Here is a 24,786-nt window from a genome sequence, read left to right on the forward strand (position 1 = left end):
GGGCGAGGAGCAGAATCAGGGGTTCTGTCCACCCGTTGCTGCTGCTGTGGACGGCGCCGATGGCAGCGGGCCCGAGGGCTGCGAGTAGGTAGCCGACGGATTGGGCCATGCCGGAAAGCGCTGCGGCTTGGCCGTGGTGGTGGGTGCGGATCCCGAAGATCGCGAGCGCGAAGACGATCATGCCTCCGGTGCTGAGGCCGAGGAGGATGCTCCAGATCAGGGCCAAGTTCGGGAGCAGCAGCATGCCGCTGATGCCGACGACGTTGCTCGGGACGAGGACGGCGATCAGGCCGCGCTGGTCGTGGTGCCATTTCTGGATGATGGCGGCGGTGATCAGGTTTCCGGCGATTCCGCAGAACTGCAGGATGCTCAGGTGCAAGCCGGCGGTGGCTGAGGTGATGCCGTTGGCCGCTTCGATCGCAGGCCACCAGGTGATGATGGTGTAGAACAGGGCGCTTTGCGAGGCCATGGAGATTGTGATCATCCAAGCCAGCCCGGATCGCCACGGGGAGCGATAGTGCTCGGGGTGCGGGTCGAGCGCCGGAGCGACGCTGTGGCGGGGCATGGTGGCGCGGCGTAGCTGTGGGCTGAACACTGCGAACGCGATCAGTGCGAGGCCTGCCCAGACCCCGAAGGAGATCCGCCAACCGGCGTCGGTGACTCCGGCGAGTGGGACGGCGAGACCTGATGCGAGCGCGGCGAATGCGGACTGCGTAGCGGAGTAGGCACCGGTGACTCTGCCGCCGTCATACGGGAAATCGCGTTTGATCAGCGCGGGTAGGAGAACGTTGGCGATCGCCAACGCGAATCCGAGGGCCGCGGTTCCGAGCCACAGGGCGGGCAGCCACGGGACGGAGCGGAAGATGATGCCCGCAGCGAGGATGATCAGTGCGCCACCGAGGGTCCGTTCGAGGCCCAGTCTGGCCGCCAGCGGCGCCGCGGCTGGGGAGACGATCGCGAAGCAGAGCAGCGGAAGGCTGATCAGCGCCGACGCCAGGACAGGTGGCAGTCCGAGATCGTCGCGGATGTCTTCGAGGAGTGGGCCGACGACCGTGATGCCGGCGCGGAGGTTCGCGCCGATGAGCAGGAGTCCGATTAGCACTAGTCCCGTCCGCAGCGGGCGAGCCGTCGAGGCACGGCGCCGCGCGAGCCGGTCAGGTGTGCCGGTGAGGTTCATCTTCGATTGCCTTCATGGGGTGGACGACAACAAGTGCGCAGCCCGGCGGCCGCGTGAACGGGCTTGCCGACTTCGCGCGGTGGAGAACCGGGCATGGAACGCGGGTGGAGGCTGTGCCCCCTTACGTGCAAACCGGTCAAGCGCAGCCATCCGGTCGTTACCGGTCGGGCTGTATTCGGGAGGCGATCGCAACCCGCTTATGCAAATGTATGACAGCTAAACCACGGGGACAAGTTGACCTGAATCACGGCAGCGCCTGCTTGCTCCGGGAGGGGGCGACTCCCGTCAGCGGTCTGTCTGGGCGCGCAGGAATGCTTCTCGGGCGTGCAGGAGCAGACGAGCGGCTGCTTCCGCTGCTGCGTCTGCGTCGCGCAGTTCCAGCGCTGCCAGGAGGGCGTGGTGTTCGTCCTCGTCCTCCCACTCGCCGACGAGGAACTTCCGGTGCTCGCGCTCGGTGAGCCCTTCCGGGGCGTAGGTTGCGGCGCGGTCCAGGCTCTGATGCATCTCCGCGAGCAGCGGGTTCCCGGTCGCGGTGACCAAGGCGTCGTGGAACTGGAGATCTCGTTCGAGACGGGCTTTGAGGTCCGGCGCGGCGTCCCGGGAGGCGAGGATCTTGGCTAACGCCGCGAGCTCTTCTTGGGTTGCGCGGGTCGCGGCCAGTCGGGCGGCGTGAATTTCCAGCGCTTCCCTCAGCTCGAACACGTCGTCAACCGTTTTCTGGGAAACCCGGCGTTGCAGCATGGCGTCGAGTTCGCTCGACGCCCGAACGTAGGTGCCGTCGCCAGGGCGAGCCTCCAGCAGTCCGGCGTGGATCAGGCCTCGCAGTGCTTCGCGAACAGTGGCACGGCTGGCGCCGAATGTCTCCACGAGGGCATGCTCGCCTGGCAGTCGCATCCCGACCGGCCACTCGCCGGACGTGATTCGCGCCCGTACTTGCTCGCCGATCTGGACTGACATCGGAACATTGCGCACCGCAGGCTGGAACGACGACATGCGCCAACTGTATGACATCTACAGGGGGTTTCGTGGCTGCCAGGGGCGAAGCGTTTGGCCCGACTCGTCCCGCTGGACCATCACCGGGAGTTCCAACTAGAGGTGAAGCCGGATCCCCCAGCCAGCCTGCAGCGGCTAGTTGAAAGAAAACTGTATACTATTTTGGCTAGTGTGGCGTGGGAAGGAGGCGTACGTGTCAGGTCGTTCTGCGATAGCGCAGCCGAACCAGACGCCCGGGACGATCACCGACTTCGTCGCTGAGCAGCTTCGCAACCGGATCGTGCTCGGGGTGCTGCGGCCGGGGCGGAAAGTGCCGGTTTACGAGTTGGCGGATGAGTTGGGGGTCAGCCGGGTTCCGCTGCGCGAGGCGGTCCGGCAGCTCGAGGCGGAGTCGCTTGTGGACAATCTGCCGAGGCGGGGGACTGTGGTGCGCGAGCTGAGCGTGCGTGACCTGCGGGATTCGTTCGCGATCTTGCAGGCGGTCGAGCCGGTCGCTGCGCACCGGGCCGCGGAATCCGGCGATCCGACGATTCTGCGGGACATGGAGTATTGGCTCGGTCAGATGCAGGAACTCACCGACCGGCGGGTGCCGGAGGTGTCGGAGGAGATGCTGCACGCGCACCGTGCGTTCCACTTCGCGCTGTTCCGCGCCGCTGGAGAAGGGGTCTTGCACCGGCATTTGTGCATGCTGTGGAACACCTGCGAGCGGTACGTGATGAACAGTCTGCCGAATTCCGAGCGGCAGGCGGCAGCGGCGATCGAACACGCGGAGCTGGTGAAGCGGATCCGGGCCGGCGACCTCGACGGCATCGACGAGGTCCTGCGCGGGCACTTGGAAGCCAGCCTCACCAGCTCACTGCGTTACCTGGAGGACAGCGGCGTCGCCGCCGATTCCTAAGCCAGCGCGGCCCCAGCCCCGCGCACCGCTGGCTGGAGGTCGATCGCGCGCAGCAGTTCGCGTGTTGTTGACGTGGCCGCGGTGAGCACCGGCAGTCCGACCTTCCGTTCGACTGGGTCGACCGCTGGCAGCGAGGGCATCTGCACGCAGGCGGAGAGGACCAGGCCCTCGGCGCGGCTGAGGTCCAGCCGTTCGACGTGCCCGGGCAGGTCTGCGGGGTCGAGGTTGCCGACGGCGATGTTGTTCGGGACTCCGAGGCTCACCGAGTCGACGACCTCCACGTCGTAGGCGCCGAGGTACCGGATGACCATTTCCGTCAGCTCGGGCAGGTAGGGGGTCACGATCGCGACCCGGGACAGCCCGAGTTCGAGGATCGTTCGGACGAGCGCACCCGCGCTGCTCACCACCGGCGCCGGGCTGTTGTTGCCAGCTGTGACCTCGGCCAGGTGGGGTTCAATGCGTTCGTGGGCGCGCGGCCCCTCGGCCATCAGTGCGATCAGGCAGGCGTAACCGATCGCGGCGACGTGTGCGTCGGCTAGCTCCGCGGCACAGCGGTCGCCTTCCCCGACCATCCGGTGCAGGGACTCCGGGTCGACGGTGTGCAGCACGGCGCGGCTGGAGTGGGTGGTGAACCGCTCACCGCTGGTCGCGGCATGGCGGCTGAGCAGTTCGGGGATTTCGGTTTCCATTGTGGTGTTGGAACTGGGCACGATGAGGCCGAGGCGGTGCAGGGACATCTTCGCTCCTTCGGATAGAACTGGTCCGAGTAGGCTCAGCTGACTGGGAGGTGCGGCATGGCCAACCGCGAGCAGGTCGCGGATTCGGGATCTTCGGCCGTCCAGCGGGCGTACGCGGAGATCGTCGATCGAATGGCCTCCGGCGAGCTGGCTCCGGGCAGCTGGCTGCGCGAGGGCGCGCTGGCCGACTCCATGGGAATCAGCCGCACACCCGTGCGCGAAGCGCTGAACAAGCTCAGCTCGGAAGGTCTGGTTCGGCTGGAGCGCAACCGCGGTGCGCAGGTGGTGGCCTGGACGCATCAGCAGATCACCGAGATCTTCGGCGTACGCGCGCTCGTCGAGGGCTACGTGGCTGCTCTCGCGGCGCAGAAGGTCGACGAGGAGACCCTCGGCAAGCTCGAGGACAACCTCGCCGAGTACGAGCAGACGATCAAGTCGGGTGGATCAGGTGCTTTGCAGCGGGCCGCCGCGTTGAACAACGAGTTCCACGCGATGATCCTGGACGCCACCGAGAACGACAGCCTGGTGTTCCTGCTCTCCGGTGTGATGGGGCTGCCGTTGGTGCGCCGGACCTTCCTTCGGTACACCGAACGAGACTTGGCGCGCAGTATCGAGCACCACCGGGAGCTCGTGGAAGCGTTCCGGCGCCGCGATTCCGAGACCGCCGAGATGATCATGAAGGTGCACATCAGGACGGCTCAACATGCCGTGCTGCAGCACGAGGACCTCGAAGCCGGCTGATCAGCGCAGTGAGGATCGCGCCGAGAAGGAACGCAGCGACGGTCGGTGCGTAGCGCTTGGCGACGGGGATGAGCAGCGGCAGCGCGTCGAGTCCGGCATCATCCTGTGCCTGAGGTTGCGCTGGTGCCTTGCGGGTGGTCGTTTCGGCGGTGTGCGTTGCGCCGTCGGCGGACAGCAGGGCCTCGAGGTTCGTGGCGAACTGACCGATCAGGCGCGTACCGATGTCGGCCATGGCGTTTCGCCCGAATTGCGCGACCTTGCCGGTGACCTGGAGTTCGGTGCGCACCTGCACCTCGGTCTTGTCCGGCCCCGCGCTGTGCAGCTCGACGGTGACGATCGCGCCGGCGGTTCCCTTGCCGCTGTCCTCTTTGCCCTGGGCGTCGAGCACCATGCGGTGGTTGGTGGAATCGAGCTCGCGGAAGTGTGCGGTGCCCTGGTATGACACCTTGATCGGCCCCACCTTGACCGTCACGGCGCCTGCGTACTCGCCGTTGTCACCCGGCTGGACGGTCGCGCCCGGCAAACAGGGGGCGATCCGCGGAACGTCGGTGAGCAGGGTCCATGCCTCGTCGAGTGCGGCGGGGACGATGAAGTCGTTGGTGAATTGCACAGCTTTCTCCTCAACTCGCGGGTGTGTGGGTTTCGGCTTCGATGCCCTCGCCGATGGCGGACTGCACTGCGCGGACGATGCCGTTGTATCCGGTGCAGCGGCAGATGTTGCCGGACATCGCGACGCATACCTGGTTCCTGGAAAGTTCTTCGCGGCGGCGCACCAGGTCGAAGACGGACAGCAGCATCCCCGGGGTGCAGAAGCCGCACTGCAATGCGCCTTCCCGGGAGAAGCACGCTCGCAGCCGGTCGGCGTCGGGACCGGTCAGTCCCTCGACGGTGATGACCTCAGATCCGTCGCATGCTGCGGCGAGGGTGAGGCAGGCCCGGGTGGGCAGTTCGTCGACCAGGACGGTGCACGCGCCGCACACGCCCTGTTCGCATCCGAGGTGCGTGCCGGTGAGGCCGAGGTGGTCGCGGAGCAGGTCGGCCAGCGAGGTGCGCGCCGGGACGGAGACCTCGACGTCCTGTCCGTTGACGGTGAGCCGAATCGTGTTGTCAGGCATGGGTTTCCTCCCGTTCTGCGGCGCGGAGTGCCCGTTGCACCGTTACGGCGTGCAGTTGCAGCGTGTGTCCTTCGCAGTGGGTGTCGGCGGCGACCGCCTCGACGAGCTCGGCGAGCGGGATGTCAGCGGCCGGTCGGGTGTGCACAGCGGTCTCGGTGGTGCCGAGCCGCACCGGCGTGTCGCGGGCCGCGCCGAGCCACAGCTCGCTACCGGCCGGACGGCGGAGCACAACGGCCATGGATTCGGCGAACTCGCCTGGTTTGCGAGCGGTTTTGTGCAAGGCCCAGCGAACGTCGGAGGAGAAGGCGGGCACTTCGACCGAGATGATCAGCTCATCCGGTTCCAGGGCAGTGGTGAAGAATCCGAACAGCAGTTTCCGGACCGGAATCCGGCGTGTGCCTCGGACCGACGCCGCGGTCACCACGGCGTCCACTGCGGACATGACGGTCGGCCACTCGGCACTGGAGTCGGCGTGCGCGAGGCTTCCGCCCAGCGTGCCACGCGTCCTGATGGTCCGATAGCCGATGCCGCCGGCCGCATGCGCGAGCAGACCGCCCGTGACGTCGGGAACGAGTCCGTCCTCCACCATCATGTGCGTCGTGGCCGCACCGTAGTGCCCGGCGGATCCGACGGCTTCGGATCTGCGGAGCTCGGGGATGCCGGTGATGTCGACCAGATGGCTCGGCTCCGCCAGGCGGAGGTTCATGATCGGCAGCAAGCTCTGCCCGCCCGCGATGACCTTGGCACCGTCGCCGAGCTCGTGCAGCAACCGCACGGCGTCGGCTACCGTCGCTGGCTTGTGGTATTGGAATTCGGCGGGCTTCATTGAGCCACCCCCGCGGGCTGTGCGGCCGAGGCGTGCTGCAGCGCGTTCCACACCCGCGCGGGTGTTATCGGGGTTTCGCCGATCCGGACGTTGAATTCGCGCAGTGCATCTGTGATGGCGTTGCCGATCGCGGCAGGCGGGGCGATCGCACCGCCTTCACCGGCTCCCTTCATACCGAAGGCGGTGTAGGGCGACGGCGTCTCCAGGTGGCCGATCTTGATCTCTGGGACTTCGGTGGCGCCGGGCAGCAGGTAGTCCAGGAAGCTAGTGGCCTTCGGCTGTCCGTCGGCGTCGTACACCAGCTCTTCGAGCAGCGCGGTGCCGATGCCCTGGGCGATGCCGCCGATGATCTGGCCCTCGACGATCTGCGGGTTCACCACGGTTCCGCAGTCCTCGACGATGGCGTAGTCGAGCAGCCGGACGTCGCCGGTGTCCAGGTCGACCTCCGCCACGACGGCGTGCGTGGCGTAGGTGAACGCGCCGGTCTGTACTTCCGGCCGGTAGTAGTAGGTGGCCTCGAGACCAGCTTCGACACCCGGCACGTGGTCCGGGGTGAACAAGAATTCCTTGGCCAGTTCGGCGAGGCCCACCGAGCCGCGCGAGCCGTGCACTGCGCCGTCGCGAAGCTCCAGCTGCTCGGCCGGTTCGTCGAGCAGCACCGAGCCGATGCGCAGCACCTTCTCGGCGAGTGCGCGGGCTGCGCCGAGCGTCGCGCCACCCGACATGACCATCGACCGGGACGCGAATGTGCCGTCGCCGCGCGGGGTCAGCGCAGTGTCGCCGTGCACGACGGTCACCCGTGCCGGATGCACGTCGAAGACCTCGCTGACCACCTGCGCGAGCGTCGTCTCGGAGCCTTGGCCGTGGCTCTTGATCCCCACCGACAGGGTGAGGCTGCCGGTGGCGTCCATCGCCAGCCGGGCGCCCTCGGTGCCGATGGTGATGGCCAAGCCTCGCGAGGCCCATTCGATGCAGCCGTGTGCGGTCTGCTCGGTGAACGAGCCGTAACCGATCCCGATGCGCCGCCGCGACGTCGGATCCACTGCGTGCTGCTTGGCGCGCCACTCGTCGTGTCCGATGAGGACGGTCGCCTGGCGGACCGCCTCCTCGTAGTCACCGCTGTCGTAGACCTTGTTCGTCACCGACGTATAGGGCATGTCCGAGGGATGGACCATGTTGGTGACGCGCATCTGCCAGGGTTCGATGTTGAGTTCGTGGGCGAGGTCGTCGAGGGTGCGCTCGATCGCGAAGCATGCCCCGGGCCGGGCGACGCCGCGGTACGGGCCGGATGGGGTCTTGTTGCTGGCGACGCTGCGGGTGCGGAACCGGTAGTTGCGCAGCCGGTACGGGCCGGGGATCATCGCGGCGGCCATGGTGGCGTCCATAGTCGCGGTCCACGGGTGGACCGAGTAAGCGCCGCCGTCGACCACGATGTCGGCCTCGACGCCGAGCAGGGCGCCGTCCGCGGCGGCGTGCGCCGTGATCCGGTAGTGGTGGTCGCGGGATTGGGTGGACGAGACCATCGACTCCCAGCGGTCCTCCACCCAGCGGACCGGGTGGTCCAGCCGCAGGGCGATCGCGGCGAGGGTGATCTCCTCCGGGTAGACTGAGCACTTCGCGCCGAACCCACCACCCATGTCCGGCGCGATCACCCGCACCCGCCTTGCCTCGATGCCCAACTGCAGGGCGATCATGTCGCGGATCATGTGCGGAGTTTGCGTCGACGACCACACGACGAGCTGGTCGGCGGCGCGGTCGAAGTAGGCGATCACACCCCGGGTCTCCAGCGGCACCACGGCCTGGCGGCGCATGGTGTATTCGCGGGTGATCGACACGGCGGCTTCGCTGGCTGCCGAGTCGATGTCGCCGGCCTCGCCGGAGGTGGTGGCGAAGATGTTGTCCGGCCAGTCGTCGTGCACCAGGCTCTCGGCGGCTAGCGCCGCGTGGTGGTCCGCGACCGCGGGCAGCGGCTCGACGTCAACGGTCACCGCGGCGGCGAGGTCTTCGGCCTCGGCGCGGGTGCCGGCAATCGCCAGCGCCACGGGCTCGCCGACGTAGCGCACCTTGCCGAATGCCAGGTTGGGCATCGGAGCGGCCCGGAAACCATCCAGTGTGGACGTCGCAGTCAGCGGATCGGCCAACGGGGCGAGGTCTTCGGCAGTCCACACCGAGCCGGACGGTGCCCCCTCGGGGGAAGTCACCGAGGACAGTCGGGCGTGGGCGACCTGGCTGCGGACGAAGGCGACCTCGCGCAGGCCCGGCATGGCCAGGTCTGCGATAAAGGACCCGCGTCCGGACAGGTGCCGTTCGTCTTCCCGGCGGGGCGTTCGTGCTCCGACCCCGTGCCGTCGTGGTGCCGTTTGCATGGTTTCTCCTTGCCTGCTGCGGTTTCGGCGGCTCATCCGGCCAGCCACCCCCCGTCGACCGGGATGGAGGTCCCGGTGGTGTGCCGGGCGGATCCCGAGCACAGGTGGGCGACCAGGTCGGCGATCTCCTCCGGTGCGACGAGTTCCTTGATCGCTGCTCCACCGAGCATCACGTCGGTGAGGATCCGGTCGGGTGTTGTGCCGTGGATGTTGGCCTGCCGCTGCGCGAGTTCGTGCGTGAGCGGTGTTTCCACCCAGGCCGGGCTGATGCAGTTCGAGGTCACGCCGTTCTCGGCGCCTTCCAACGCGATCGTCTTGGACAGGCCCTCCACGGCGTGTTTAGCGGCGACGTAGGCGGCCTTGCGGCGGTCGCCGCGCACCCCGCGGATCGACGTGATGTGCACGAACCGGCCCCAGCGCCGCGCATACATCCCGGGCAGCGTCGCGCGTGCGATGCGGAATGGAGCCTCGACCATGACGTCGAGCAGCCGGGTGAACTCCTTGCGCGGGAACTCGTGGAGCAGAGCCAGGTACTGGATCCCAGCGTTGTTCACCACGACGTCGACCTCGCAGCCGACCAGTGCGTCCTCAACGGCCGCTAGGTCGGCGAGGTCGACGATCACAGCCTGACCGCCGATGTCGCTTGCGACCTCGCGCGCGGCTTCTCTGTTGTTGTCGAGGACGAGCACATGTGCGCCGTCCTGGGCGAGTCGGTGGGCGCAGCTCGCGCCGATCCCGCTCGCGGCCCCGGTCACCAAGGCCGTCCGGCCGGCGAGTGTCATCGCGTCCTCCTCGGAGCAGATGAAGAATTGTATGCAACTTTTCATGGTTGGCCAAGCTGTGCGGAGATTCGGATCGAGGCGTCGCAGGCCGGCTGTTGTCCTGTCTGCGGGCCTTGGTTGTCGTCTATGTCGGCTTACTGGCAGGTAGCTCGTCTTCTTCTGCTTGACATCCGGGCCGAAGCACCGCACGATCGGAATATAGAATTCTATCTGCTGCCGCCGCAAGTGCTGGCTTCTGCTTGTTTCCCGTCTCGCACTGTCGAGAAATTGTATACAACTTACGTCTTCCATGGAAGGAGTGAACGTGTCGGCCAGCGCTGTCGAGCTCTACCGCGAACGCGGCATCGGAGCCGCCCAACGCCCGATCCGGCGACCCGCCCTGATCGTCGTCGACTTCACCCTCGGGTTCACCGACCGCAGCTGTGCTCTCGGTTGTGCTGCCGACGAAGCGGTCGAGGAGACCGCGCGGCTGCTCGCGGCTGCCCGCGAGGTGGGGGTTCCCCGGGTGTTCACCAAGATCGAATACGACGAGGCGACGGAGGCGATCGCCGAGCCCTTCCTGGAGAAGATCCCCGCGTTGCGAGAGTGCACGGTCGGTAGCCACTGGTCGCAGCTCGACGAGCGGGTGGCTCCGGAGGCCGGCGAGCCGGTCCTGCGGAAGCTGTTCGCGTCCGGGTTCTTCGGCACCGATCTGGCGGCGTTCCTCGCCGGGCAGCGGTGCGATGGAGCGATCGTTACCGGTGCCACGACGTCGGGGTGCGTGCGCGCCACGGTCGTGGACGCGATGCAGCACGGCTACCGCGTGCTGGTCCCGCGCACGGCCGTAGCCGACCGGGCAGTCGAGCCCCACGAGGCGGCGTTGTTCGACATCCAGGCTAAGTACGGAGAAGTGGTTGCCGCGGCTGCGGCGGAGGCCGCCATTCACGGTGCTGATCAGGAGGTTCAGGGATGACCACCAGCAGAGCGGTCGTACTGCACGGGAAGGGGCAGCTGACCATCGAAGAGCTGCCGTTGCCGCGGATCGGGGCCGATGACGGACTGTTGAAGGTGGAGGCTACCGGGGTCTGCGGCACCGACATGGCCGCCTACCACGGGGTCAATCCGCTGTACGAGCTGCCGTGCGTGCTCGGACATGAGCTCGTCGGGACGATCGTCGACATTGGACCGCAGGCTGCCGCGCGCTGGGGCGTCGAGGCCGGGGACAGGATCGTCGTCGAGGAGTACTTGCCCTGCGGCACCTGCCGATCCTGTCTGGCCGGTTCGTACCAGATGTGCCGAGTGCCGCGCTACGGCGGCAAGTCCATCCACAGCGGTTCCGGGCTGTACGGCGGTTACAGCGATTTTCTCTACCTGCACCCGCAGGCCATCGTGCACAAGGTCGCCGCCGACGTGCCGGCAGAGCTCGTGCAGCTGTACATCCCGATCTCCAACGGCCTGGACTGGGTCGCGGGCGTCGGCGGGCTGCGGCCGGGCGGCACCGTTGTGATCGTCGGGCCGGGGCCGCACGGGCTGGCGTGCGTGATCGGCGCCAAGGAGGCCGGTGCGGGAACGGTGATCGTGATCGGTCAGGAGGCCGACGCCACCAGACTCGAGGTGGCCAAGGACCTCGGCGCCGACCACACGCTGACCACCGACGCCGTCGAGCAGGTGACTGAGCTGACCGGGGGAGTGCTGGCCGACACCGTCATCAACGCGGCGGACTCGGCCGCCGCGCTTGACACCGCGATGGCCGTGGCCGGGGACCGGGCGACCGTGGTGCAGGTCGGGCTGGCCAAGGGCGGCGGCGGATCGGCGGAAACCGTGGTGGACACCATGATCCGGAAGGTGCTCACGCTGCGCGCCGTGCGAGGCCGTCCGAGCAGCCTCGTCCCGCCAGCCCTGCGGCTCATCGAGTCGGGCCGTTACCCGCTGGAGCGGATGTGCACCGGACGGTTCCCGATCGAACGCACCGAGGAAGCACTGGCTGGCCTCGCCGACCCGACGGCGATCCGGTCTTGCGTCATCCCAGATCTGTCCGAGTACGGGAGGAACGAATGACAACAGCGGAACGGGCCAAGGAGCCGCTCATCACCGACGACTGGCGGGTGAGCAGCCGGATCTATCGTGACCCGACCATTTTCGCCCGCGAGCTCAGCCGGGTCTTCGGCCGGACTTGGGTGTTCGTGGCGCACGAGAGCGAGATTCCCACCGGCGGCGACTATAAGACCGCCTACATTGGGCGGCAGCCGTTGATCGTGAATCGTGCGGCTGACGATGGCGCGATCAATGTGATGTTCAACCGCTGTCGCCACCGCGGTTCGGCGGTGTGCCAGCGCGAGTTCGGAAACGCCAACTTCTTCCGGTGCGCTTACCACGGTTGGACCTACAACTCTGCCGGCGAGTTGGTTGGCGTGCCCTTCGACGACGGCTACGGGCCGGACTTCGACAAGGCCGCGATGGGGCTGGTGCACGTCCCGCGTGCCGAGTCCTACCGCGGATTCGTCTTCGTCAGCCTGGATCCGAGCATCGAGCCGCTCGCCGACTACCTCGGCAACGCGCGCCGTTACCTGGACTTCATCGCCGACATCGGTGTCTCCGGGCCGGAACTGGTCTCGCATGCGCACAAGCTCGTCTACCGCGGGAACTGGAAGCTGCAGATCGAGAACACCATCGACCCGTACCACTTCTCCTTCACGCACAAGAGCTGGCTGGACATCCTCAAGGACCGCACCGGAAAGAGCAGCCCGTGGGTGAAGAACGTCCGCACCAACCCCGACTGGCGCGGTATCGATCTGGGCGGCGGGCACGCCGTGCACGAGTACGGTCGCTTGGAACAGGCTGGTGAGAACGCGCACGCGATCGGCATCGGTGAGCTGATCCCGTTCAACCTCAACATCTTCCCCAGCCTGGCGTTCGTCGGTGCGCACCTGCGGCTGGTGGTGCCGCGCTCGGTCGACGAGACCTGGGTGTACCTCTACCCGCTGTTGCCCAAGGACGCCGACGAACACGTCCGCGACCGGATCCTGCGAGACCACGAAATCTTCTACGGGCCGGCCGGATTCGGATCGACTGACGACATCGAGGTCGGCTTCGACCGGGTGATGCGGGGTATCGAAGGCTCGGCCAGCCCGGCCGACTGGACGCTGATGAGCCGCGGCCTGGACCGCGAGGTGGTCGACGAAGCGGCCGGGATCCGCATCGGCCGCTCGTCGGACGAGGTCCCGCAGCGCGCTTACTTGCGGCGATGGCTCGGATTGATGGAGGACTGCGATGAGTGAGATCGAAGACTTCCTACACGCGGAGGCGGCGTTGCTGGACGCCCGCGACTTCCCCGGCTGGCTGAAGTTGTTCGCCCCGGACGGGATCTACTGGATCCCGGCCATCGCCGACGACATCGACCCGCGCCGCGAAGTGTCCATCGTCTACGACAACATGCAGCACCTCGCTGAACGCGTCTGGCGGCTGGACAGCGGCCTGGCCTACGCGCAGGAACCGACATCCCGCACCGCGCGCCTTGTTGGCAACATCCGCATCGTCGCCGACGATGGCGATGAACTCGACGTGGAATCGTCCTTCCTGGTCGCCGAGTACCGCGCCGGGGTGCAGCACGTTCATGCGGGGCAGTACCGCCACCGGCTGCGCCGGGCGGGCGGGGAACTGCAGATCGTCCGGAAGAAGGTCGAGCTGATCAACAACGACGGACAGCTCGGCAACCTCAGCTTGCTGCTTTAGCAGCGAATTCGCTCAGCCCACGCACGGCTCGTACTGCCGTGCGTTCTCGGAGCGGCAGTGTGAGCGTGCTGCTCCGGCCTCCGGCGGTTGCGCTGCGCCCTCCGCACCGTTGTGTGCAGCGCGCGCGTTACCGACACCCTAGAAAGGAAACGACACGATGCTCATCACTCGACGAAGCGGGAACTTGGTGCTGGTCGACCAGAACGAACACGGTCGGCTGGCTGGAGATCTGACCCTCCGTTGGGGCAACGCCGACTTTGAAGCACCGACCCGCCGCGAGCAGGTCAGCATCGGCACCGCCCGGCACGATGACGGCTGGCGGGAAGCCGACGCCGAGCCGCTGTTCAACGCCGAAGCCCAGCGTCCCCTGCACTTCCTGGAGATCCCGCTGGAGGACCACCTGCCGCTCTACCAGCGGGGCGTCGACCGGATCTACGACGAGGACGCCTACGCCGGGCTGCTGGTCAGCATGCACTGGACCGGGCTGTACCGGAACCGCTGGGGCATGCAGGACGGCGGCGTGGGCATCAAACCGACCGCCACACCGCTGGACGAGATCCGCGAGAAGCACGTCGCCGAGGAGGAACGACGCTGGGCGGAGACCAAGAAGGAGCTCACCGCGGACGGCATCCGCAGCGACTTCGAAGCCCGCCTGTGGTACCACTACGACCTGCTGCAGGTGTGGGACCTGTTCTCGCTGTACGTCTCGCTGGCCGACATCGCCCCGGCCGACACCCCTGCCGTCCCGTTGGCCACCACGCTCAAGAGCATCGACCAACAGCCCGGACCGCGGACCATCCAGCTCGCCCCGACCCGGGTGGCGGGGGAGCGTGCGGAGCTGGTGCTGACCCCGGTCAAGCCTGGCGTGGTCACCGTCGACCCGTTCCCGTTCGACGCCGAGATCACCGTGTCGCTGGCGGCTCGGTCGATCGCCGACCGCGCCTACACCGGCCAGGACGACGTCAACGAAGCGCTGGCGGCCGCCGAGAAGGTGACGTTGGAATGCCGGTTCACGAAGGCCTGACCAGCAGCGAGGGGATGCCGCTGGAGGACATCCTCGCCGCGCTCGAACCCGATCCGGATCGGCTCGTCGTCCGCAACGAATTCGCGATCGTCGGAATCAGCGTGCGCGAGCAGGACTCCGGTCGGCCACGGCTGCGCATCGAGGACCTGCGCACCCGCCAAACCGTCGAGCTCGACGCACTCGAACTCGAATCGCTGGCCTGGGCCAGACACCACGACCTGCGCCCACTGCTGGACCCCAGCCGGACCCGGTGGGTCGGCGGGCAAGACGACTAGGGAGGAAGACATGTCCACGGCAGCCGTGGCGCAGAAGTGGATCTGCGTGTCGTGCGGGGACATTTACGACCCCGCGGAAGGGGATCCGGAGGGCGGCATCCCGCCGGGCACCGCGTTCGAAGACATCCCCGACGACTGGGTGTGCCCGGTCTGCGGGGCCCGCAAGAGCGACTTCGAACCCTACGACGGGGACTGACATGACCGAGTCCAATGTAGACATTCTGCTCGTCGGCGGCGGGGTGGCCTCTGCCGCCGCGGCGGCAGAACTGCGCAAGCAGGGCTTCGACGGCTCGATCACCCTGGTGACACGCGAGCTCCTAGGTCCGTACCACCGGCCGCCGATCACCAAGGCACTGCTCGGGCCGGATGCCGACGCTCACGACATCGCCGTGCACCCCGAAGGCTGGTGGGAGGACAGCGACGTCCGGCTTCTGACACGCTCCGCAGTGGTGGCACTGGATACCGCAGGACGGACCGCGACCCTGGCGAACAAGTCTGTGCTGCACTTCCAGCGCGCCCTGCTCGCCACCGGCGCGATGGTGCGACGGCTCAACGTTGACGGGGCTGCGCTGGAGGGGATCCACTACCTGCGGGCACCGGGCAACGCGCAAAAGCTGCGCTCCCATGCCGCGCATGCCAGGCGAGCCGTGCTGGTCGGAGGATCGTTCATCGCCACCGAGGTCGCCGCGTCGCTGACCGCGTTCGGGGTGCACTGCACGATGGTGATGCCAGAACGGGCACCGCTGGAGACCGCCTTCGGCGCCACCGTCGCCGACCACGTCAGCGGCCTGCTGCGCAGTCGCGGGGTCGAGCTGGTCTGCGGCGAGCAGGTCGCCGCCTTCTCCGGCGAAGGCCAGGTAGATGGCGTGCGAACCATTTCCGGTCGGCACATCCCGACAGATCTGGTCGTCGTGGGGATCGGCGCCGTGCCGGACACCAAGCTAGCGAAAGCCGCGGGATTGACGATCGGCCCCACTGGCGGAATCGCCTGCGACGCAACGCTTCGGACCAGCGCCGAGCACGTCTACGCCGCAGGCGACGCGTGCGAGTACGACAGCACGGTGCACCGGCGCCGGCTACGCCTCGAACACGAAGAGCACGCCATCGCACAGGGGGTCACCGCCGCTCGCAACATGCTCGGCGCCGCCGTCGAGCACCGCGAAATCCCGTACTTCTGGACGGACCTGGCTGAGCTGGCGCGGCTGGAGTACGTCGGCCCAGCCGACGAGTGGGACTCCGAACGAGTCGCCGGATCGGTCGGCAGCGGGGACTTCACCGTCTGGTACCTGCAGGACGATCGGGTGGTGGCGGCGCTGACCTCGGGCCGCAAGCAAGATCTGGACCTGGCTCGCCAGCTGATCGCGACCGGCCTGCCGGACGTGGCGGGAGAGTAGCCGGTCCGAGCAGCGACATCGACGGCGGGCGGCCCCGGACGATCCCGGGGCCCGCCCGGACAAGGGGATCACCACAACTAGCAAGACCACATTCCGAATCACGGTGCCTTCCCGAGAGGAGCGCCCACAATGGATCACGCCTCAACACCCGTGCGCACGGAGAGACCACCGGGCGGCAAGCCGGCTCCGATGCCGGTGCCCGCCAAGCGCGCGGCCCGCGCTGCGTTCTTCGGTTTCGCGGTCGACTACTTCGACATCTACCTGCCAGTGGTGGCGCTGGCCCCGGCGATCCACTACTTCCAGCCGGAGAACATCTCAGCCACGCTGGAAATCACCCTGTTCTACCTGACCTTCGCAGTGACGCTCATCGGCCGCCCGATCGGCTCGATCCTCTTCGGCCACCTCAGCGACAAGATCGGCCGACGCCGATCTACCCTGATCGCCGTGGCCGGATTCACCGTCGCCACCTTCTTGATGGCACTGCTGCCCGGATATCAGGCTTGGGGCTACGGCGCTCTGTTCTCCCTCATGTTCCTGAGGCTCGTCGGCGGCATATTCATGGGCGGCGAATACACCAGTGCCAACCCGCTGGCCATGGAAGCTTGCCCCAAGCCCCGGCGCGGGCTGGTCGGGGCGTTCATCGCATCGGCCTACCCGGTGGGCTACATCGCGATCTCGGTGGTCACCCTACCGCTGCTGGCATTGCTTCCACATGACGACCTCAACTCCCCCTACGTCCAGTGGGGATGGCGAATCCCGTTCCTCATTGGCGGCGCCCTGGGTGTCTTCTTCTTCATCTACTTCTACCGCTCTATCGAGGAATCCGAGGTGTGGAAGGCGGAGGCGAAGTCCGCAGGCGCGCAGGTATCGAAGCCTCCGCTGCGGCAATTGTTCGCAGGCGACAACGCGCGGCGGCTCGTCCAGGCGCTGCTGTTGATGAGCGGACTGTGGTTCGCCGTCCAGTCGATCATCACCCCGGTTACAGGACTGCTGATCTCGCAGCTCAAGCAGGACGCCAACGCAGTGACCCTCGCGCTGTTGCTCGCCAACGTCGCGCTGTTCGCCGGCTATCTGGTATACGGGCATCTCGGACAGCGCTTCGGCAGGCGCCGCGTGCTGATGCTGACCGGGGCTGGCACTTCAACCGTCTCGGCCATCACGTTCTTCACGATGGTGAGCCTGCTCCAGGGCGGGGGGAACTTCACGCTCGCGATGGTGATCTACACACTTGGCCTGGTTGTTGCAGTCGGGCCGTACGGGGTGGCGACCGTATACCTCCTGGAGGCCTTCCCGACCAACGTGCGCGCCTCCGGCTACGGATTCGCCTACAGCGTGTCGCTCATCATCCCGTCGTTCTACAGCGTTTACATGGTCGGGCTGTCAACGGTGCTGCCCTACGCCTACACGCCGGTGGTGTTGATCGTACTCAGCGGCGTGCTGACCTGGATCGGCGCGAAACTCGGCCCGGAAACCAAGGACGTCGAGTTCGCTCCGGCACGAACCTGACTGAACGGCCGGGGTGGTCTCCGAACCATCCCGGCCGAAGGCCATGGATGCGCGGGGTTGTGCTGCAGCGGCACGGGCAGCTGGGAAGACCACTCGCCGGCGAACACGTCGCCGGCGTTCTGCGGTGAGGGCGCGCTGGTTACGTACTCGTCCAGGATCGACGGCGCAGCCATCGCCGGTGGCTCCGGTGACGGTGGCGTGGATGTGCGGGACCCGCGAATAAGCGAACGCACGGCCTGGCCCTTGACGATCAGGTCGTCGACGGCGCGAACGTCGAACGGTACGCGAAGAGGCCGACGCTGCCCCCAGTGTGAAGGAAGACAACGTTCTCCTCCGATTTGAATCGCCCCTCCGTGATGTTGCCGAGCAACCCTGCGAATGCCTTTCCGGAGTACACCGGGTCCAGCAGGATGCCCTCGGTGGTGGCCAGCAACCGGACCGCCTCCACCATCCCATCCGTCGGCACTCCGTAGCCGCCGCCCACCCACCGATCGTCGACCAGCACGGCGTCTTGGGGGAGATGGATGTCCGCACCGCACTTTGCGGCAGTGTCCTGCGCGAGCTGATGCACCAAGGAGCGCTGCAGATCTTCATTCCGTGAAACGCAGACACCCAGTACCTTGGCGTCGTGGCGGAGCAGTCTGAGACCGGCGACCAATCCTGCCTGGGTGCCGGCGCTGCCCGTGGCGTGCACAACCCAGTCGATCGGGATCGGGGCCGCGTCGAGCTCCTCGGTGCAGGCGATGTAGCCAAGCGCCCCGGTCGGGTTGGACCCGCCGACAGGAATGACGAACGGGCGCCGACCGTCGCCCCGCAATCGCTCCGCCAGTTCTTCCATCGCAGCCTGCATATCAGTGCCAGTCGGAAGACGGTCCACGATCTGGGCCCCAAGGATTTCGTCGAGCAGCACGTTGCCTGATCGCTCGTAGTCCTCGTCACTTTCCTGTCGGCACTCCAGCAACAGGCTGCAGTGCATTCCCGCCAGGACCGCCGCGGCCGCAGTCTGCCGCGCGTGGTTCGACTGGATGGCGCCCTGGGTGATAAGCGTGTCGGCGCCCTGTTGAAGCGCCTCGCCCACCAGGAATTCCAACTTCCGCGTTTTGTTACCGCCGGTGGCCAGCCCCGTACAGTCGTCCCGCTTGATCCACAGCGACGGAACGCTGCGATACGTGTCGCGCAGCCGGTCAGTCAGCCGTGTCAATGGTTCCAGAGGCGTCGGGAAGTGCCCCAACGGATACCGCGGATACCGCGCCAGTGCAACCATACTACCCTTTCCTCGATCAACATCATGTTGGTACTACCCAATTCCATTGAGCGTTTTTCATCTTGGCTGGTGGCCCTGGATACCTGCTGAAAGCCACCCTTGACACTACGCAGACGATGTCCGGCGCAGGCACCGCTGCGCGGCCGGTGATCCTAACGCCGGACACCTTGCGATCTCCCGCTCCTTCTGGTGTCGTGGCAAGTATTGTTCCTGTTCCTGGTGGAGACCGCCTGGTTGGCGTCAGCAAATTTTGGTCATCGCGATCCTGATTTGCTGACCGGTCGACCACCGCGTCCCCAGCTTGACAGGGGGACCGGTGAAGCAGCACTTGAGTCCGATCCACCAGTATCGCGTACGCGATTTTCGCGGCTTGCGAGCAGGTTTCTGTGCGTACCGATCAAGATATGTCTCGGTGTGCAAAAACCTTGGATGACCGGCATTGAATCCTAGGCAGTGTTTTCCGTCGCGGTGTTCATCTTCTCCGCGTGGATAACCCTGGACAAGAACGACCGAGTCCGTTCGTGCCGAGGACTGCCCAGAACCTCGTGCGGTGGGCCCTCCTCGACGACGACGCCGCCGTCCATGAAGACGACGCGGTCAGCGACGTCGCGTGCGAAGCCCATCTCGTGCGTCACGACCATCATCGTCATCCCGTCGTCGGCGAGGCCGCGCATCACCCGCAGCACCTCGCCGACGAGTTCGGGGTCGAGTGCGCTGGTCGGCTCGTCGAACAACATCAGCTCTGGCCCCATGGCGAGCGCCCTGGCGATGGCGACTCGCTGTTGCTGGCCGCCGGACAGTTGTGCGGGATAGCTGAGTTCCTTTTCCGCCAGGCCGACCCGGGTTAGGTTCTCCCGAGCGATACGAACCGATTCGGCCTCCCCACGCTTGAGTACCTTGCGCTGGGCGATGGTCAGGTTCTTCAGTACGTTCAGGTGCGGGAAGAGGTTGAACTGCTGGTACACCATGCCAATCCGGCGGCGCACCCGGTCGATGTCCACGTCGGGATCGGTGATGTCGACGCCGCCGACGAGCACCCGCCCGCTGCTCGGCCCCTCCAGCAGGTTGGCACAGCGCAGCAGCGTGGACTTGCCTGAACCGGAGGGCCCGATGACGCACACCACCTCCCCAGGAGCGATGCTGAAGTCAATGCCGCGCAACACGTCCAGGGGACCGAAGGATTTGTGCAGACGCTGAATCTCGATCGCGGCGGTCATGTCGGCGTCCCTGCCTCTTCCGATGCTGGTTATCCGGGTCGGTCCTGCTGGCTTGGTCACGGAGGACATCGGCGTCACCTGGCCGTCGCGTGCCGGGCTTCGAGGCGGCGCACCACGTAGCGGAGCGGGATGGTGATCAGCAGGTAGCACAGGCCTGCTACGAAGATCGGTGGCGTGTTCGCCTGCTGGCTGGCTAGGTCGCGCCCGAACTTGGTGAGTTCCCGCTGTCCTAGCGTGACGCCGAGGAAGAGCACGAGTGAGGAGTCCTTGAACAGCAGGACGAGTTCGTTCGTCAGTGGCGGCACGATGATCCGGAATGCCTGGGGCAGCACGATCGTCCGCATCGCCATACCGTGCGACATGCCCAGGGTGCGGGAGGCTTCCAGCTGTCCGGGTGGGACGGCTTGGATGCCGGCCCGGATGGTTTCAGCCATGTATGCGGCGGAGACCAGTCCGAGGGCGCAGGCGACCTGACCGTATGCGCCACCGGGGAAGGTGAGGCCGGGGAAGGCCAGAGGTACGCCGACCCCGACGAAGATGAAGATGAGCAGGGCGGGCAGTCCGCGGAACAGTTCGATGTAGGCCATTGCGACCCATCGGTACGGTCCGACTGAGGACAGCCGCATCAATGCGATCAGTAGACCCAGCACGAGGCCTACGGCGAATCCGGCGACCGTGTAGGTGATCGTGTAGGTGATCGTGTTGAGCAGGGCCACCGTGATCAGGTCCGGGAAGAGTAGCAGCGCTACGGACGGTTCCAGGAACTGCTGACCAAGCCGTTGCCAGTCCGCGAGGACACCGACGAGGACCAGGGCCACGACGAATACCGCGTACTGCGCGTTGCGGACCAGCAGCCGCCTGCGGCGTGGTGACCGCCAGCGACGCGCGCCAGACAGAGGTTGCGGTGACTCGCGGGCCACTTCCGGGGCCTGGGTACTCATGGTCCCTCCGCTCCGGCCGGCATCGGCCCGACCCACTGCTCGTAGAACTTCTTGTAGGTCCCGTCCTGCTTCGCCTGCTGGATCGCCTTGTTGATCATCTGTAGCGCGAGCGTGGCCAGGGCCATGCGAGAGGTCGGTCTACGAGACGGATTCATCAAGTCGCCTTGTGTTCTCAGGGAGCGCGAACCGCTCCTGACCGGTATACGGCGAAAGAGATGCAGCGGCGGGAGGGATCGGCGCCGCCTATCGGTACGAGTGGGTTGCGCAACGATCGCCCAGGGCCCCGATCGAAGTCCAGACATGACTTATTTACACCTCCCAAAGAAATGCTTATTGTTCGGAGATGTTCGACTCGAGGCATGTATGGGTGTTCGACGAGGTCGTGCGCACCGGCTCTTTCGCCGCGGCGGCAAGGAATCTCGGTTACACGCAGCCGGCGATCAGTCAGCAGATGAAGGGACTTGAGCGCTCGGTGGGCACACCGCTGTTCGTGCGGGCGGGCCGCGGGCTTCGGCTCACCGAGGCCGGCGAGGTTCTCGCGCGCCACGCCGAAGGCATCCTCGGATCGATCTCCTCCGCGCAGAACCAGATGACCGCCATCACCCGCTTGAAGGCCGGCCGCATCCGGATCTGTGCGTTCCCCAGCGCGAGTGCGACGCTGATCCCGCCGACCGTGGCGTCGATCAAGGCTCGGCATCCTGGAATCCGAATCGAGCTGCTGGAGGGCGAGCCACCGGCGTCGGTCGACGCCTTGCGGCGCGGCGACTGCGACATCGCCCTGGCGTTCACCTACGAGGCCGCGAGCGAGCAACCCGACCCGGACGAGCTGTTCACGCTCGAACTGCTCGACGACCCGCTGATCGTCCTGCTGCCGCGGAGCCATCCGCTGGCCCGGCGGCGATCGGTCGAGCTGGCCCAGCTCGCCGAGGAACGCTGGATCGCCGGTTGCGTGCGCTGCCGGAGCCACTTCGTCCAGTCCTGCGCGGCGGCCGGTTTCGAACCGGATATCGACTTCACCACCGACGACAACCTCGCCGTGCAGAGTCTGGTGGCCGCCGGGTTGGGCATCGCCGTGATGCCGAGCATGGTGCAGTCGTTCATCTGTCACCCGAAGATCGTCAGCCGGCCGGTGATCCCTGCGGACTCCCGGACCGTCGCGGCGTACACGCTGGCCGGTCACCAGAATGTCCCGGTCACCCGGCTGATGCTGGAGGCGTTGCAGCAAGCCGCCGATGAGATGCACGGGGATGGGTGAACGCTGGGACACAGCTCGTGCGTTTCCCCAGACATAAGCGATAGCCGCTACGACGGCAAGACTCTCGAAGTAGACCGCATGGGTCGTTACCCGGCAGGCTCATGCCCATGACACAGCTGCACGGGTTCGAAACCCTCGCGATCCACGCTGGACAGGAACCGGACTCGGGCACCGGCGCGGTGGTTCCGCCGATCTACCAGACCTCGACCTACAAGCAGGACGGTGTGGGGGCGCTGCGCGGCGGTTACGAATACAGCCGGGCGGCCAACCCGACGCGTTCCGCGCTCGAGGAATGCCTTGCGGCGCTGGAAAACGGTACGCATGCCAACGCATTCGCCAGTGGGCTGGCGGCCGAGGACGCCGTGGTCCGTGCGGTGTGCGCGCCGGGAGACCATGTGATCATCCCGGATGACGCCTACGGCGGATCGCTCCGCCTGTTCACCCGGGTGCTCGCCCGCTGGGGCCTGACCACGACCCCGGCCCCGTTGGCCGATCTCGCCGCCGTCCGCGCGGCTATCCGCCCGGAAACCCGGCTGATCTGGTGCGAGACACCAACAAACCCACTGCTGGGCATCACCGACATCGCCGGCCTGGCGAGCATCGCCGCGGACGCGAACGCGCTCCTCGCCGTGGACAACACCTTCGCTTCGCCGTACCTGCAGCAGCCGCTCACCCTCGGCGCGGACATCGTCGTGCACTCCACCACCAAGTACGTCGGAGGCCACTCCGACGTGGTGGGCGGCGCCGTGATCGTCCAGGACGCCGAGCTGGCCGAGCGTATTCACTTCCATCAGTTCGCCGCCGGGGCCATCGCCGGGCCCTTCGACTCGTGGCTGACCCTCCGTGGCGTGAAGACGCTGGGCGTGCGGATGGACCGCCACTGCGACAACGCCGAACGGATCGCCGCGGCGCTCGACACGCACCCCGCCGTGCACGGGGTCCTCTATCCGGGTCTGCCCAACCACAGCGGCCACGACCTCGCCCGCAAACAGATGCGGCGGTTCGGCGGCATGATCTCCTTCCGGCTGGCCGGTGGCGAGCAGGCGGCACTCGCTGTCTGCAACAAGACGCGGATTTTCACGCTCGCCGAATCCCTGGGCGGTGTCGAGTCGCTGATCGAGCACCCGGCGCGGATGACGCATGCCTCCGCTGCAGGCACCCCGCTCGAAGTGCCCGGCGATCTCGTCCGGATTTCGGTGGGGATCGAGAACGTCGACGACCTGATCACCGACCTGCTCGACGGCCTCGACTGACGCTCCTCGTTGGCCTCGGCGCAGCCCTCTCGTTACGTCCATTGCACCTGTTGATCGGAGCCCACATGACCTCCGCCCCTAACATGCACCGCACGCCGCTTCTCGCTGAACTCGTCTCCGCGGTGCGCGACGTCGTGTGTCTCGAGCGGTCACCCGCCGAGTCGGCGCGACTCGTGGCCAGACAGCTCGAACCCTTCCTGTCGCGACCGAATCTGCTACCCGCCGAGTACCGCGCGGGCGACCCGGAGCGGTACCGACAGCACATCGTGCACGCCGAGCCGGACGGCAGCTTCTCCGTCGTAGCACTGGTCTGGCAACCCGGACAGCAGACCCCCATCCACGATCACGTCGCCTGGTGCGTCACCGGCGTCTACGAGGGCGCGGAGACCGAGCGGCGATACGAACTGCGCGGGGAGGGCACCACCGCCCGTCTCGTCCCGGCCGCCGACGTCGTCAACGGACCCGGCACCGCATGCGGCTTCGCCCCGCCCGGCGATATCCACCTAGTGCGCAACGCCGAGGAGTCGACGGTGATCTCGGTCCACGTTTACGGCGCCGACATCAGCAAGCTGGGCACGAGCGTGCGCCGGTTGTACGACCTTCCCGTGGCGGAGAGCTGATCCGACGCCCCGGCGAATCGGGCACCGCCGCCCGGTCGAACCCCACACCCGCATTTTCCCTTGGATTCCAGGAGAACGAAGGTCGGAGCGGCGGCGGAGAGCGCGTTGCCCACGATGAAGACGCCCATCAGGAACAGGAGCATCTTCTTGCGGGAGACCTTGGTGCCCAGGACGGTGAGGATCGGGGCGCCGATGACGACGCCGAGCGCGTAGCCGGACACCAGCCAACCCGCGGCGGGAATGCTGACGTTGAACTCGCCGGCGACCTGCGGGAGCACACCCATGATCACGGGGGCCCGGTGTCATTCGTGGTCGCGGACTACCACCACGGGGCAGGGCGCGTGGTTGACGCAGTACTGGCCGACCGAGCCGAGCAGGGCATGGGCGAAGCCGCCGTATCCCCTGCGAACCACGACGAGGAGGTCCGCCGATTCGGCTGCTTTCAGCAGGGCATTGGCCGGATGACCGCGAGCCACCTCCTTCCGGATCGCAGCGGCGTCGGTGTCATCGACGGTTTCATGGATGACGGTCTTGAGAGCCTCTTCCGTTGCGCGATCACATTCTTCGGCCGTGCGCATGAGCCAGTCGTAGAGCTCAGGGAGCTCCCACGACATGACGGCGGTGATGCGGCCGTTGGTCAAGTGGGCTTGCCGGACGGCCCATCGCAGGGCATCCCGGGACGACGGTGAGC

General features: G+C 66.9%; 27 protein-coding genes and 1 pseudogene. 14 read left to right on the forward strand and 14 right to left on the reverse strand.

The window, feature by feature from the left end:
• Positions 1-1,102: MFS transporter (locus AB0I53_RS43900; protein WP_358615567.1), on the reverse strand; the 1,102-nt coding region annotated here is incomplete at its 3' end.
• Positions 1,103-1,462: 360 nt separating this feature from the next.
• Positions 1,463-2,170 carry an FCD domain-containing protein gene (locus AB0I53_RS43905; RefSeq protein WP_358615569.1) on the reverse strand — a complete coding sequence of 236 codons (708 nt, stop codon included), beginning with the start codon at positions 2,168-2,170 and terminating at the stop codon, positions 1,463-1,465.
• A 193-nt stretch (positions 2,171-2,363) separates the two neighbouring features.
• Here AB0I53_RS43905 and AB0I53_RS43910 point away from each other — a divergent pair, with 193 nt between their 5' ends.
• On the forward strand, positions 2,364-3,068 hold the full coding sequence (locus AB0I53_RS43910) for a GntR family transcriptional regulator (RefSeq protein ID WP_358615572.1): 705 nt from the start codon (positions 2,364-2,366) through the stop codon (positions 3,066-3,068).
• On the opposite strand, the gene AB0I53_RS43915 is transcribed toward AB0I53_RS43910, so the two are convergent.
• Positions 3,065-3,805, reverse strand: coding sequence for an Asp/Glu racemase (locus AB0I53_RS43915; RefSeq protein ID WP_358615575.1), 741 nt, complete (start codon positions 3,803-3,805; stop codon positions 3,065-3,067). The genes AB0I53_RS43910 and AB0I53_RS43915 overlap by 4 nt on opposite strands.
• A 57-nt stretch (positions 3,806-3,862) precedes the next feature.
• Here AB0I53_RS43915 and AB0I53_RS43920 point away from each other — a divergent pair, with 57 nt between their 5' ends.
• Complete coding sequence (locus AB0I53_RS43920; protein WP_358615577.1) at positions 3,863-4,546, forward strand: GntR family transcriptional regulator; 684 nt, start codon at positions 3,863-3,865, stop codon at positions 4,544-4,546.
• On the opposite strand, the gene AB0I53_RS43925 is transcribed toward AB0I53_RS43920, so the two are convergent.
• From AB0I53_RS43925 to AB0I53_RS43945, 5 genes are read right to left on the reverse strand one after another with little or no spacing between them, the layout of a single operon-like run.
• Positions 4,494-5,156: an SRPBCC family protein gene (locus AB0I53_RS43925; protein ID WP_358615580.1), complete on the reverse strand. Its 663-nt coding sequence runs from the start codon at positions 5,154-5,156 to the stop codon at positions 4,494-4,496. The genes AB0I53_RS43920 and AB0I53_RS43925 overlap by 53 nt on opposite strands.
• Positions 5,157-5,166: 10 nt before the next feature.
• Positions 5,167-5,661 carry a (2Fe-2S)-binding protein gene (locus tag AB0I53_RS43930; RefSeq protein ID WP_358615583.1) on the reverse strand — a complete coding sequence of 165 codons (495 nt, stop codon included), beginning with the start codon at positions 5,659-5,661 and terminating at the stop codon, positions 5,167-5,169.
• On the reverse strand, positions 5,654-6,487 hold the full coding sequence (locus AB0I53_RS43935; RefSeq protein WP_358615586.1) for an FAD binding domain-containing protein: 834 nt from the start codon (positions 6,485-6,487) through the stop codon (positions 5,654-5,656). The genes AB0I53_RS43930 and AB0I53_RS43935 overlap by 8 nt, the downstream gene beginning before the upstream one ends.
• Positions 6,484-8,853, reverse strand: a complete 2,370-nt coding sequence (locus tag AB0I53_RS43940) for a xanthine dehydrogenase family protein molybdopterin-binding subunit (RefSeq protein ID WP_358615588.1) — start codon at positions 8,851-8,853, stop codon at positions 6,484-6,486. Before AB0I53_RS43940 ends, AB0I53_RS43935 begins: the two co-directional genes overlap by 4 nt.
• 32 nt (positions 8,854-8,885) lie before the next feature.
• Complete coding sequence (locus tag AB0I53_RS43945; RefSeq protein ID WP_358615591.1) at positions 8,886-9,635, reverse strand: SDR family oxidoreductase; 750 nt, start codon at positions 9,633-9,635, stop codon at positions 8,886-8,888.
• A gap of 304 nt (positions 9,636-9,939) precedes the next feature.
• Between AB0I53_RS43945 and AB0I53_RS43950 the strand changes: the two genes are divergently transcribed.
• From AB0I53_RS43950 to AB0I53_RS43990, 9 genes are all read left to right on the forward strand, one after another.
• Entirely contained in the window at positions 9,940-10,587 is a 648-nt protein-coding gene (locus AB0I53_RS43950) for an isochorismatase family protein (RefSeq protein WP_358615594.1), read from the forward strand.
• The gene (locus AB0I53_RS43955; RefSeq protein ID WP_358615596.1) at positions 10,584-11,672 is read left to right on the forward strand and encodes an alcohol dehydrogenase catalytic domain-containing protein; all 1,089 of its coding nucleotides are present in this window, start codon (positions 10,584-10,586) and stop codon (positions 11,670-11,672) included. Before AB0I53_RS43950 ends, AB0I53_RS43955 begins: the two co-directional genes overlap by 4 nt.
• Complete coding sequence (locus AB0I53_RS43960; protein ID WP_358615598.1) at positions 11,669-12,892, forward strand: Rieske 2Fe-2S domain-containing protein; 1,224 nt, start codon at positions 11,669-11,671, stop codon at positions 12,890-12,892. Before AB0I53_RS43955 ends, AB0I53_RS43960 begins: the two co-directional genes overlap by 4 nt.
• Positions 12,885-13,346, forward strand: a complete 462-nt coding sequence (locus AB0I53_RS43965) for an aromatic-ring-hydroxylating dioxygenase subunit beta (protein WP_358615601.1) — start codon at positions 12,885-12,887, stop codon at positions 13,344-13,346. The genes AB0I53_RS43960 and AB0I53_RS43965 overlap by 8 nt, the downstream gene beginning before the upstream one ends.
• A 157-nt stretch (positions 13,347-13,503) precedes the next feature.
• Positions 13,504-14,370: a DUF3891 family protein gene (locus AB0I53_RS43970; RefSeq protein ID WP_358615604.1), complete on the forward strand. Its 867-nt coding sequence runs from the start codon at positions 13,504-13,506 to the stop codon at positions 14,368-14,370.
• Positions 14,349-14,645 (forward strand): hypothetical protein, encoded by a 297-nt coding sequence (locus AB0I53_RS43975; RefSeq protein ID WP_358504424.1) that lies wholly within the window; start codon positions 14,349-14,351, stop codon positions 14,643-14,645. Before AB0I53_RS43970 ends, AB0I53_RS43975 begins: the two co-directional genes overlap by 22 nt.
• Before the next feature lie 10 nt (positions 14,646-14,655).
• Positions 14,656-14,841 carry a rubredoxin gene (gene rd / locus AB0I53_RS43980; protein ID WP_358504421.1) on the forward strand — a complete coding sequence of 62 codons (186 nt, stop codon included), beginning with the start codon at positions 14,656-14,658 and terminating at the stop codon, positions 14,839-14,841.
• Between the two features lies 1 nt (position 14,842).
• On the forward strand, positions 14,843-16,039 hold the full coding sequence (locus tag AB0I53_RS43985) for an FAD-dependent oxidoreductase (RefSeq protein WP_358615607.1): 1,197 nt from the start codon (positions 14,843-14,845) through the stop codon (positions 16,037-16,039).
• 129 nt (positions 16,040-16,168) lie between these two features.
• Positions 16,169-17,545, forward strand: a complete 1,377-nt coding sequence (locus AB0I53_RS43990) for an MFS transporter (RefSeq protein ID WP_358615610.1) — start codon at positions 16,169-16,171, stop codon at positions 17,543-17,545.
• A gap of 250 nt (positions 17,546-17,795) precedes the next feature.
• Here the strand turns inward: AB0I53_RS43990 and AB0I53_RS43995 are convergent, their stop codons facing one another.
• The 4 genes from AB0I53_RS43995 to AB0I53_RS44010 form a co-directional block, all read right to left on the reverse strand.
• A complete protein-coding gene (locus AB0I53_RS43995) occupies positions 17,796-18,809 on the reverse strand; it encodes a D-cysteine desulfhydrase (RefSeq protein ID WP_358615612.1) in 1,014 nt (337 codons plus the stop codon).
• Positions 18,810-19,255: 446 nt separating this feature from the next.
• Entirely contained in the window at positions 19,256-20,026 is a 771-nt protein-coding gene (locus AB0I53_RS44000; RefSeq protein ID WP_358615615.1) for an amino acid ABC transporter ATP-binding protein, read from the reverse strand.
• Positions 20,027-20,100: 74 nt separating this feature from the next.
• Positions 20,101-20,967: an amino acid ABC transporter permease gene (locus AB0I53_RS44005; protein WP_358615618.1), complete on the reverse strand. Its 867-nt coding sequence runs from the start codon at positions 20,965-20,967 to the stop codon at positions 20,101-20,103.
• Positions 20,964-21,092, reverse strand: a complete 129-nt coding sequence (locus AB0I53_RS44010) for a hypothetical protein (RefSeq protein ID WP_358615620.1) — start codon at positions 21,090-21,092, stop codon at positions 20,964-20,966. The genes AB0I53_RS44005 and AB0I53_RS44010 overlap by 4 nt, the downstream gene beginning before the upstream one ends.
• Positions 21,093-21,310: 218 nt before the next feature.
• On the opposite strand from AB0I53_RS44010, the gene AB0I53_RS44015 reads away from it, so the two are divergent.
• The 3 genes from AB0I53_RS44015 (at position 21,311) to AB0I53_RS44025 (ending at position 24,095) form a co-directional block, all read left to right on the forward strand.
• Positions 21,311-22,222, forward strand: coding sequence for a LysR family transcriptional regulator (locus AB0I53_RS44015; RefSeq protein ID WP_358615623.1), 912 nt, complete (start codon positions 21,311-21,313; stop codon positions 22,220-22,222).
• 107 nt (positions 22,223-22,329) lie between these two features.
• The gene (locus AB0I53_RS44020) at positions 22,330-23,475 is read left to right on the forward strand and encodes a cystathionine gamma-synthase (protein WP_358615625.1); all 1,146 of its coding nucleotides are present in this window, start codon (positions 22,330-22,332) and stop codon (positions 23,473-23,475) included.
• A gap of 65 nt (positions 23,476-23,540) precedes the next feature.
• Positions 23,541-24,095, forward strand: a complete 555-nt coding sequence (locus tag AB0I53_RS44025) for a cysteine dioxygenase (RefSeq protein ID WP_358615628.1) — start codon at positions 23,541-23,543, stop codon at positions 24,093-24,095.
• Between the two features lie 68 nt (positions 24,096-24,163).
• Here AB0I53_RS44025 and AB0I53_RS44030 read toward each other — a convergent pair.
• Positions 24,164-24,385, reverse strand: a pseudogene (locus AB0I53_RS44030) (MFS transporter); the annotation flags it as partial.
• A 12-nt stretch (positions 24,386-24,397) separates the two neighbouring features.
• Positions 24,398-24,786: universal stress protein (locus AB0I53_RS44035; RefSeq protein WP_358615631.1), on the reverse strand; the 389-nt coding region annotated here is incomplete at its 5' end.

The sequence above is a fragment of the Saccharopolyspora sp. NPDC050389 genome, from assembly GCF_040655595.1.
Taxonomy (GTDB): domain Bacteria; phylum Actinomycetota; class Actinomycetes; order Mycobacteriales; family Pseudonocardiaceae; genus Saccharopolyspora.